Below are 9,160 nucleotides of genomic sequence, written 5' to 3'. Positions count from 1 at the left end.
CTTGTGCAAATGCATGAATAGTGTTACCGGTAGTAGAAGTTATAACCGTTGCCAGCGTAGCTAAAGTTAACACTTTAAATGGAAATTTCTTCATATATATGTTCCTCCCTATTTTTCGATAGATTCTTATAATACCCATGTTTTTATAAATTCCTAATATTAAAATTTATAAACTTGTTCTTCAAGGTAACTTGTTACATTTTTTAATTGTCTTAATGTATCTTTTTGAGACTCCTGGTTAGTAGTATCAACATTAGTAGATAAAGTTGTAATACTATTTTTTATTAGATTCAAATCTTCTTTATAGCGTTTCATTAGGTCAAGTTCTACATCCACTTGATTTGCAAACGTATGTAAATCATTTTGCATAATAAGAAGCATTGATTTTTGTAAATCTGCTATTGATAGTTTTGTTGTTAAATCATATATTTTTTGGTTTTGTTTCTCTAGATCATCTAAATGTGCTTTTTGCTCTGCTGTTAGTTTATTTACTTCAGCGAAAGCACCAAATGTTTTCTTAATTTTTTCAGTGTCAATGGCTTTCATCAGGTCATACTCTTGCGTTTTTGCGGCTGCAGCTGCAGCTATTTCACCTTGTTTGCTTTTCTCAATTGCTTCACGAGCTGCTTTTTTTGCAGAATCAATCTCTAAAGCAGTTTTACCCTTTTCCTTCGCTTCTTGCGCTGCTTTTGTCTCTGCTTCTAAAATAGAGTTGTTAATTTCTTTTCCTTTGTTATAAGCTGCCAACCCTGCTTGAGCGGCCGGTTCAATGATTTCTTTTGAAAGACTATAGACTTCTTTGAATATAGCAAATCCTTGTTCATTTAAAGCTCCTGGTACTAATGCTATTTGTTGTAAATCATTTTGAATTGCTTTTTTGGTATTTAGTAATTCATTTTTTAGCTGGTCTATTTTCCCTGTTCCATCTGTACTTAGTACGCCTTGCGCTGCTGCCACATCAGTATCGAGATCTTTAAGTTTTTTATCAAGCTGTAATTTAAGATCTGTTAATTCATTAATTTGACGTTGCGCGTTTTCTTGGTTCGTCATAGCCATTTCTTGAAGAACTTCAAGTCTATCCACAAAACCTTCTTTATCTTCTTTATTGTCTACAAACGCTTTTAATGTTGGATAATAGCTATTAAATTTCGTTACAAACCCTTTACTTTTTGAATTTACTAGAATTAAATGTGGATAAAGTTCTGATGACCATTCCTTCATATCTTGCTTGATTAGGGATTGATTTGTATTTAAAGCTGGGACTTCCTCAAGCTGTACATTAGGACTCATTAAAGCTTGATCAATATATGTTTGGATTAATTTAGATTGTGCACCTAATTTTCGTAATGATGAGGAAATATCCGTGTTCTCCTGTTGCGTTTCTGCCTGAACGATTGGCGTTGCGAGAGTATTAATAGGTATAGTCGCCCCAGTAACAATGGATGTTATTAAAAATCCTGTAATTATTTTATTTTTCATTCCGTACACCTCTTCACTATTGTTTTTTTACAATCTTATTCATAAAACTTGAACGACCTAGCGCTAGGTTCTCTCCTTGCACACGCTTAAAAAAGGAGAATTTTTTCGGATAGAGTGTTAAACTCTCGTTATTAATTACTTCTCATAGAATGTAAGGAACTTACTTCCCCCTCATTTAAACACTATGTATTTCACAAGTAAACAATGAAATTATATCTTATTTATTTAATTATTGAGATGTTTTATTTCAATATCGGAAATAAAATTATATTTAAAAAAGTTAAATGTAATTAATCACTTCACTAAGTGAAGTGATCACACTATGATAATTAAACCTTAAATATAATAATTCTCATTAATCTATATGAATCTCTTACTAAAAAATTTTTTTAATATAATATAATGGTTTTATATATGTTTTTTTACTTTATTTGGATATGTAAGATTACATGAAAATTACGTAGAATTCTGTCTAAAAAAATCTTCTTATGTCGATTTATGCAGATGAAACTTTCAATATAATAGTTTTATGTTTTTGCTTCACCCTCTTCTTAGTAGAAATGAAGGGTTGTTGTCATTCTCGTAATAATAAACGCTTATAAATTTTGATGTATGTTCTTGAATACTTAATAGAATGTCACGTTCTTTGTCAGTAAAAGGTGAATCCGCATTAATTCCTCACTTGTTTCTTCCATATCTTTATAAAGTAAAACACCTAATTCTTTTGAATTAGGTGTTTTACTTTTACTCATTATTACTTAGAATATTTTTGTATACCTACATTTACCGTAGGCTCAACATAAGAATCCAGCTCATCTTTAATATTCTCTTTTATTTTATCTCCGGACCAGAACCCGGTTATTTTACTTCGATTGTATAATTCCCTGTTCCACCGCCATATTTATATACACTTAAATAATATTTCCCTGGCTTCGCATAATAATTTCCAAGTAACTTATTTCCTTCATATTTTGTTGCGTAAGCAGCGTAGTTATTCAAGTCTGACTCGTGATATAATACCCAGTTCAATCCAAGGTTTTGCTCATTTGTAACGGTAATCTGTAAATCCTTCGCTTCTTTTATGTCGATTGCGAAACGATCAACTTGATCTTGATCATTTAGGCTACCTCGTAATAATACGTTTAGAGATAGTGGATTAGTTGTATCGAATGAATTATTTGGCTCCTTTTCTACACTAGTATCCGTTTCAGTATTCACTCCATTAAACACAACATCGTATTCAAATTGTCCAGCGGCATTGACACGGTAATTTACGAAATAAGCAGTCAATGTTTTGTATCCGCTCCACTCTTTTTCTGAAAGTTGTTTAAGCATCTCATTCGTTGCTTGATTCATCGCTTTCCAGTCCTCATTTTCTCCTTTTGACGCACTTCCTGTATATGTTCCTTGTAGTGTAAATGTATTAAAGTATTGTGATTTATTCTTTGTTGCCTTCACATTTTGTAACTTTGCTTCATTTGTGATATCCGCTGTAATATCTGAAAGCGCTTTCTGTTTATGCTCTGCTAAATAATCATCTGATACTTGTGGAATTGTATACTTATCACGATTATCAACAAGCATTTGCATATAAGACTGGTAGTCTTCATTTAATTTATTATCTTTGCTTAATCCTGAACGGTAAGTATCGTAACCTGATACATCATTTGCCCGAATTAAATCATGTACTTTATCAAACATATCAGGGCGGTTATTATACATATATGATTGCAATGCAAACGAATAATTATAAAAATCCCACGTTCCATACTTTGCATTTAATGTTTGTTCTGCTGTATATCGCTTAGCCGGATCAGGAGATAATCCACCAATTATACTTTTTCGCGGTACGACACTATCTAATCGCGTTGAGCCAGCAAAGAACTCTGCATTTCCCTCTTCAAACCAAGTTAAACGTTCATTTTGATATAATTCGCCTTGCCCCCATAATCCGGGTACCTCATATCTTCCCTGCAAATAGTGTGTAAACTCATGACGGAACAATTCTTCTAAACTATAAATACTCTGCTGTGGTGTACGTTCATATGTAAAGAATGTTCCCTTTCCTTCAATATACATGCCACCATTATTCGTTTCATATCCATACAATTGACGGTTAAATTGATATTCATCCGGACTATTGTAAATGACCATTGTTAATACATCATCAGCATGTCCACTTTCAAGCGGTTTATCACTACCAACTGTACGATAAAATTGTGCTCTTACTTCTTTTGCCGCCCAATATAAACGTTTTATTTTTTCTTCTGTAACTTTATCACCTGCTTTAAAAACGATTGCCCCATCATCAAATGTATATGTTTTCGGCAAATATTTTTGCTTGCCATCTTCTCTGATTTTATCTAAACTGATTGTTTTTCCATTTGCATCTACTCCGCCATAATTTGTAGTGATTTGTTCTGCCGCAACAAAGTATTGCTGGCCTAAATATGGATAAATACGCATCGCTTCTGTAGCAACTTGTTGTCCTTTTGTTGGTGTACTATGAAGCTTACCAAATCGACTAGCATAGTAAATACCATTATTAATTAACCATCCGTTTTTGTCTGTTACCGTTCCAATTAATGCAAAACGACTTATCTCATTAACAAAGCTATCGATTTTCCCATACCACATCGTATCTTTTGGCTCTTTGCCCGTATACATATACGACTGAACATCATAATCAATCTCTTTCATTAAGTTGTATATAGCATCGCCTTTTGTTCTATCTTCTAAAAACGTTCCAAGATTATCATTATATTGTTTTAAAATTTCAGATGCATATTGAATGATTTCAACATCAGCTGATGCGCCTCCAATTAACATTCCATAAGATGAAATAACTTTATTTTGTTCTGTTGAACCAAGTTTAAAATTTGGATTCTTCGCAATCGCTTTTAAAGCTGGTAAACATTTATCATGATAGCTACGTTCACTTAGTTTACTTAATTCTTGATGATAAAAACCTAAATAAAATCCTGAACGTATGACTTCTACTAATGTCTCAATTCCTTTTGAATCATCTTGCGTATAGGCTTGTCCTTGTTCTGCTAATTTATCAATGAGTGCTTGCATACGGCTATCATCTTGATAAAATCTAAGACTATCATTATTAAACTGAAATAATTCCGGAATTTGATTCCATTGAATGGTAACAAGAAGATCAGCTAATTGTTTATTACTTAATTGATTCAACTCGGCCATCGAATATTTTTTTACATCAACGAGTTGTTTGTCATTTTCTTTCGGCATTGGCGGACGCTGTGATAGATCTGCTAACTTTAACCGTTTTGTAAATGACGGATTTTCTTGTACGCTCGAAGGATGTGCTAGCTCGTCAAGGGATTGCTTTAATCCTATCGGTTCCATCTGCAATACATTTTTAGCACTTTTCTCTTTTGTCTCTGCTTGAACTTGTAATCCACTACATGATATGGTCACAATTCCAATGCCCATCATCAGTTTACTTAATTTTGAATGTTTCATAACAATTATTCCTCTCTCTCGTTAATTAGATAGAAAATTCTGAATTTTAATCGGAGTAATACCCTCATCAATTATTTCCTCCTCATTTAATTTATATAAGCAAGAATCATGCCAATATTAAATCTGTTGCTAAGATGCTTAAATCTTATTAACGTGTATAAAAATATTGACACGAAATATAGTTTTATGTCTATATGTCTATATTTTTATACAAGTAAGCTGTAAGAGTCTAGTTTCATCTCAAACAAATGAATGAAACGTATTTAAAAATATTATAGAAAATAAATTCACAAACTTTTCACCAAATATTTTTAAATCCCGAAGAAATTTATCCCCGGGATTTTTTATATACTATTTAGCTGAAGTGAGATTGCTATTTTCTCCTTCTATCTGTTTTTTCTCTTTATAATAGACTCCATGTTCTTCTTTAATGAATAGCATTGCTATACCACCGATTACAGCAGCACTCGCAATTGCTGCAAAATTATATTGGGGCAAGAAATGCATGGAAAGAAGAATACCTACAAAAGTCGGAGCTATCACACCTCCAAGACGCCCAAAGGCCATTGTACTTCCTACCGCTGTTGAGCGCATATTACTAGGATAATATTGAGAAACGAATGCATTTGACATATTTTGTAGTCCGACAGAAGAAGCGCCGATCACTGAAATTAACAAAAAACCCAAAAACATATTATTTACAAATCCGATGAGTGATAACGCAATTGCTCCACAGAAAAATAATGGGACAAGTACCTTTTTAAATCCGATTTTATCTACTATTGGACCGAATATGAGTGTTCCAATAATGGCTCCGATTTGCATGACAGCTGTAAATGAAAGACTCGATTTAAGATCGTATCCTGACTGCATCATAAGTCGTGGTAACCATGTACTCATAGAGTAAATGAGTACGAAAGCACTAAGACATGAAATCCAAAACATAATTGTACTTACGGCGCGCTTTTCCTCAAATAACTTAACAACAGGAGATCCTGCTTCTTTAGTTGGTGGTTTTATAAATTCAATTGCCGCATCTTTACTTAATTGTGGATTTACTTTAGCTATTACTTTTTTAGCTTCTTCTATCTTTCCTCTCATTAAAAGAAAACCAACAGACTCTGGAATACTTTTCATTAAAAACGGGATAAACAATAACGGAATTCCTGCTAACCAAAAAACAGGCTCCCATCCTGCCGTCGTAAGAAGGGAACGACTTGTAAGTGCCGCTGTCATTGCTCCAACTGAATATCCACAAAAAATAAAAGATACGATAGCAGTTCGAACTCGCTTCGGCGAGAATTCTGTTGCTATAGCAATTACATTCGGCATAACTCCGCCAAGCCCTATACCTGCGATAACACGGAAAATCGCAAACATTACAGGACCGTTCGCAAAACCAGCTAGACATGTAAATAGACTAAATAAGATTGTAGTCACTAGTATGATATTTTTACGACCTATTTTATCAGCTAATAAACCAAAGAAAGCAGCACCAATTGCTGTTCCTATAGCTGTATAACTACCAATTGCCCCTGCTGTAACATCCGATATTCCCCACTCTTTAATGAGCGAAGGTACTGTTGCTCCATAAATAACAGCATCATATCCATCAAATGCAATTACGATAAATAACCAAAATATTAACCAAATATGCATGGAATGAATACGACTCTCGTCTATCACATTCATCGGGTTAATCGATTTCATCTTAATAGCCTCCTTATATGGGAATTTTCCCTTTCTTGTATTTCAAAATCAGTAAGCGCTTTCAATTACCTCCTCCTAAGTTTCTAAAAACTTTTCTGAATTTTCCGTATTTAAATTGTAATAACTACTATTAAAAATTGTTATCCGCATTAAATAGGAAAAAGAAAAGTAATATTCCTATTTAATGCGGGCTTCGCTTCATAGGAATTAAAATTTGAACATAAAAAAAGAGGTGCAATAAGCACCTCTTTTGCATGTATTTTAATAATTATTATTCATTCCAACTTTAATTGTTTCTTCAAGACTCCCTATTACTTTTGCTATAGCTACAATTGAATTTTCTGTTTCAAATTCCCCAACATTTAAAGAATGGTTTGCATTTTTGACAATCTCAATCTTTAAATTGGATTGCTCTAATCGCTCCATTTGACTTGCATTGTATTGATGATCTTTGTCTCCCATTACTAAAAACCCTTCATGATCACTATGTAAGATGGAATCAAAAATCGTATCAAACGTCAGTAAAGGTGTAAGTAATATCATTTTTGACTGTAAGTATTCCTCTCTCTTCATTAAATCATTCGCAATCGGAATTGTTCCGAGTGATTTCCCTAAAAACATCAAATTGTTGTATTGTCCATTTTTTAACACTTCAATAATTACAGGATTAATATCATCCATCATTATTTTCGTTATTTCTTCCATTGGTTTTTTCATTACTTGTTCATCATAGGAATAATGGATATGTACAACATCTATGTTATTTTCAAGCATAAGCATCGTCGAATAATAAAATAACGGTTTATCATAATTGTAACCAGAACCGGAAAACATAAAGCAAATCGTTTTAGACCCTTTCTCTATATGTGTGTAACGAATTACTTTATCGTTTATATGTATCTCCTTTTTAGTCCCTTTCACCATTTTCCCCTCCAGACGCTTTTACTTTTGCAAAAGAATATGCTCTACATGAACTGACAAATCCTTAACTTTATCTTTTATAAATGCCGGCTGCAAGTTATATTCATCTAACTCTTCCACTGGCACCCACTTAAACACATATCTTCTACCTTCTTCTTCAAGAATGTATTGATCCTCCCCATTCGCGGGTAATTCATGTAGCTCTACTTCATAATAAAAACTAATCTCATGAAACTTTCGCTCAGAAAGTGTAAAGAAATTTTCTACTGACCATATTAATCTCTTCACTTCAATAGGAACAGCTAGTTCTTCTGCAAGCTCCCGTTTTAACGCATCTTCACTATTTTCTAGCATTTTCACACGTCCACCTGGTACGTACCAATAATCTTCACCTTCGTCTTGAAGGATAAGTATTTTATTATCGTGTTTACAAATTGCTCCAACTCGGTAATTAAAACATGTTTCCTCTACTTTAAACGTAAGATCCATACTTAATCCCCCCATATATAATCTAAATATCGAATCATTACAAAACTATTATGTAAGTGCTGTACAAATAAGATTACTAAATTTTTCTATTCCATTCAATAATTTTCGAACTTTCCAAAAACTAAATTCAACTTTCTGTCATTACAAGTATATATACATATGTTACAATCACAATGCACACTAGAAAAGCAATATGGGGGTACGAATGGAAACGTTATTAATCCAGCAAAATGAAAAATCAAATAAGTTTTGGAAAATCGTTGTGAAAGATAAAGATTATGTTGTGTTTTATGGAAAAATCGGCACAGCTGGTAGTGTAAAAGCGAAAGAGTTTGAAACAGAAGAAGAATGTATAAAAGAAGCTAACAAACTAGTTGCTTCCAAACGTAAAAAAGGATATACAGACCCGTGTCTTGGGGAAGATTACATAAAAGAAAAAACGATAACAGAAGAAGATTTTTGGGATTTACTTGCTCGTGCAAAAACAAAAGGCGAAGACCAAGAAGAACAAATAGAATGGCTTACTTCTCACCTCGCTAAACGTACAGTACATGAAATTGTAGCTTTTGATACGCATATGCACCGCATATTAAAAGCTTCCTATACGTCTCGCTTATGGGCAGCGGCTTATATTATTATGGGCGGCTGTTCGGATGATTGTTTTGATTACTTCCGTGGATGGTTATTATATCAAGGAAAAGAGACTTACGAAGCGTGTATTGAAGATCCAGAACGGTTAATACCTGTATTAGAAAATTTGAGTGAGTATGACGTACCAAACATTGAAGAACTTTCTTTATACTTCGGTTACACTGTATATGCAGAAAAAACCGGGGATGAAGATGATACTTACTTTACACTTTATCACGTACTAACTGATGAAAGAGCTTATAATGATGACATTGAATTCGACTGGGATGAAGATGACGAAGAAGGTTTGAAAAAGATGTTTCCTAAGCTATGGGAAATGTACGGGGAAGAACCGATTGAGTGGTAGATTAATAAAGGGACTCTGCTTGGTCTTATCCCTGTCAAGTAGACAGTATTAAAAAGACTAAGCAGCCATCGAGAC

Annotated in this window: 6 protein-coding genes; 1 reads left to right on the top strand and 5 read right to left on the bottom strand. The window is 33.4% G+C overall.

The annotated features are described in order from the left end of the window. Positions 1-159: 159 nt before the first annotated feature. The 5 genes from hblC to CQZ94_RS29235 all read right to left on the bottom strand — a co-directional run bounded on the left by hblC (position 160) and on the right by CQZ94_RS29235 (position 8,088). Entirely contained in the window at positions 160-1,479 is a 1,320-nt protein-coding gene (gene hblC, locus CQZ94_RS29255) for a hemolysin BL lytic component L2 (protein WP_105588242.1), read from the bottom strand. A gap of 858 nt (positions 1,480-2,337) precedes the next feature. Beyond that, positions 2,338-4,968 (bottom strand): collagenase ColA, encoded by a 2,631-nt coding sequence (locus tag CQZ94_RS29250; protein WP_105588241.1) that lies wholly within the window; start codon positions 4,966-4,968, stop codon positions 2,338-2,340. Between the two features lie 351 nt (positions 4,969-5,319). Continuing rightward, positions 5,320-6,678, bottom strand: coding sequence for an MFS transporter (locus tag CQZ94_RS29245; protein WP_105588240.1), 1,359 nt, complete (start codon positions 6,676-6,678; stop codon positions 5,320-5,322). 261 nt (positions 6,679-6,939) lie between these two features. Continuing rightward, the gene (locus CQZ94_RS29240) at positions 6,940-7,599 is read right to left on the bottom strand and encodes an alpha/beta family hydrolase (RefSeq protein WP_105588243.1); all 660 of its coding nucleotides are present in this window, start codon (positions 7,597-7,599) and stop codon (positions 6,940-6,942) included. Between the two features lie 21 nt (positions 7,600-7,620). Further along, positions 7,621-8,088, bottom strand: a complete 468-nt coding sequence (locus tag CQZ94_RS29235; RefSeq protein WP_105588239.1) for an NUDIX hydrolase — start codon at positions 8,086-8,088, stop codon at positions 7,621-7,623. Positions 8,089-8,293: 205 nt separating this feature from the next. Between CQZ94_RS29235 and CQZ94_RS29230 the strand changes: the two genes are divergently transcribed. Further along, positions 8,294-9,085: a DUF4240 domain-containing protein gene (locus tag CQZ94_RS29230; protein ID WP_105588238.1), complete on the top strand. Its 792-nt coding sequence runs from the start codon at positions 8,294-8,296 to the stop codon at positions 9,083-9,085. The last annotated feature ends 75 nt before the right edge of the window (positions 9,086-9,160 follow it).

It is taken from the genome of Bacillus sp. MYb209 (genome assembly GCF_002975175.1).
Taxonomy (GTDB): domain Bacteria; phylum Bacillota; class Bacilli; order Bacillales; family Bacillaceae_G; genus Bacillus_A.
This window is presented reverse-complemented; position numbering and strand designations above follow the sequence as displayed.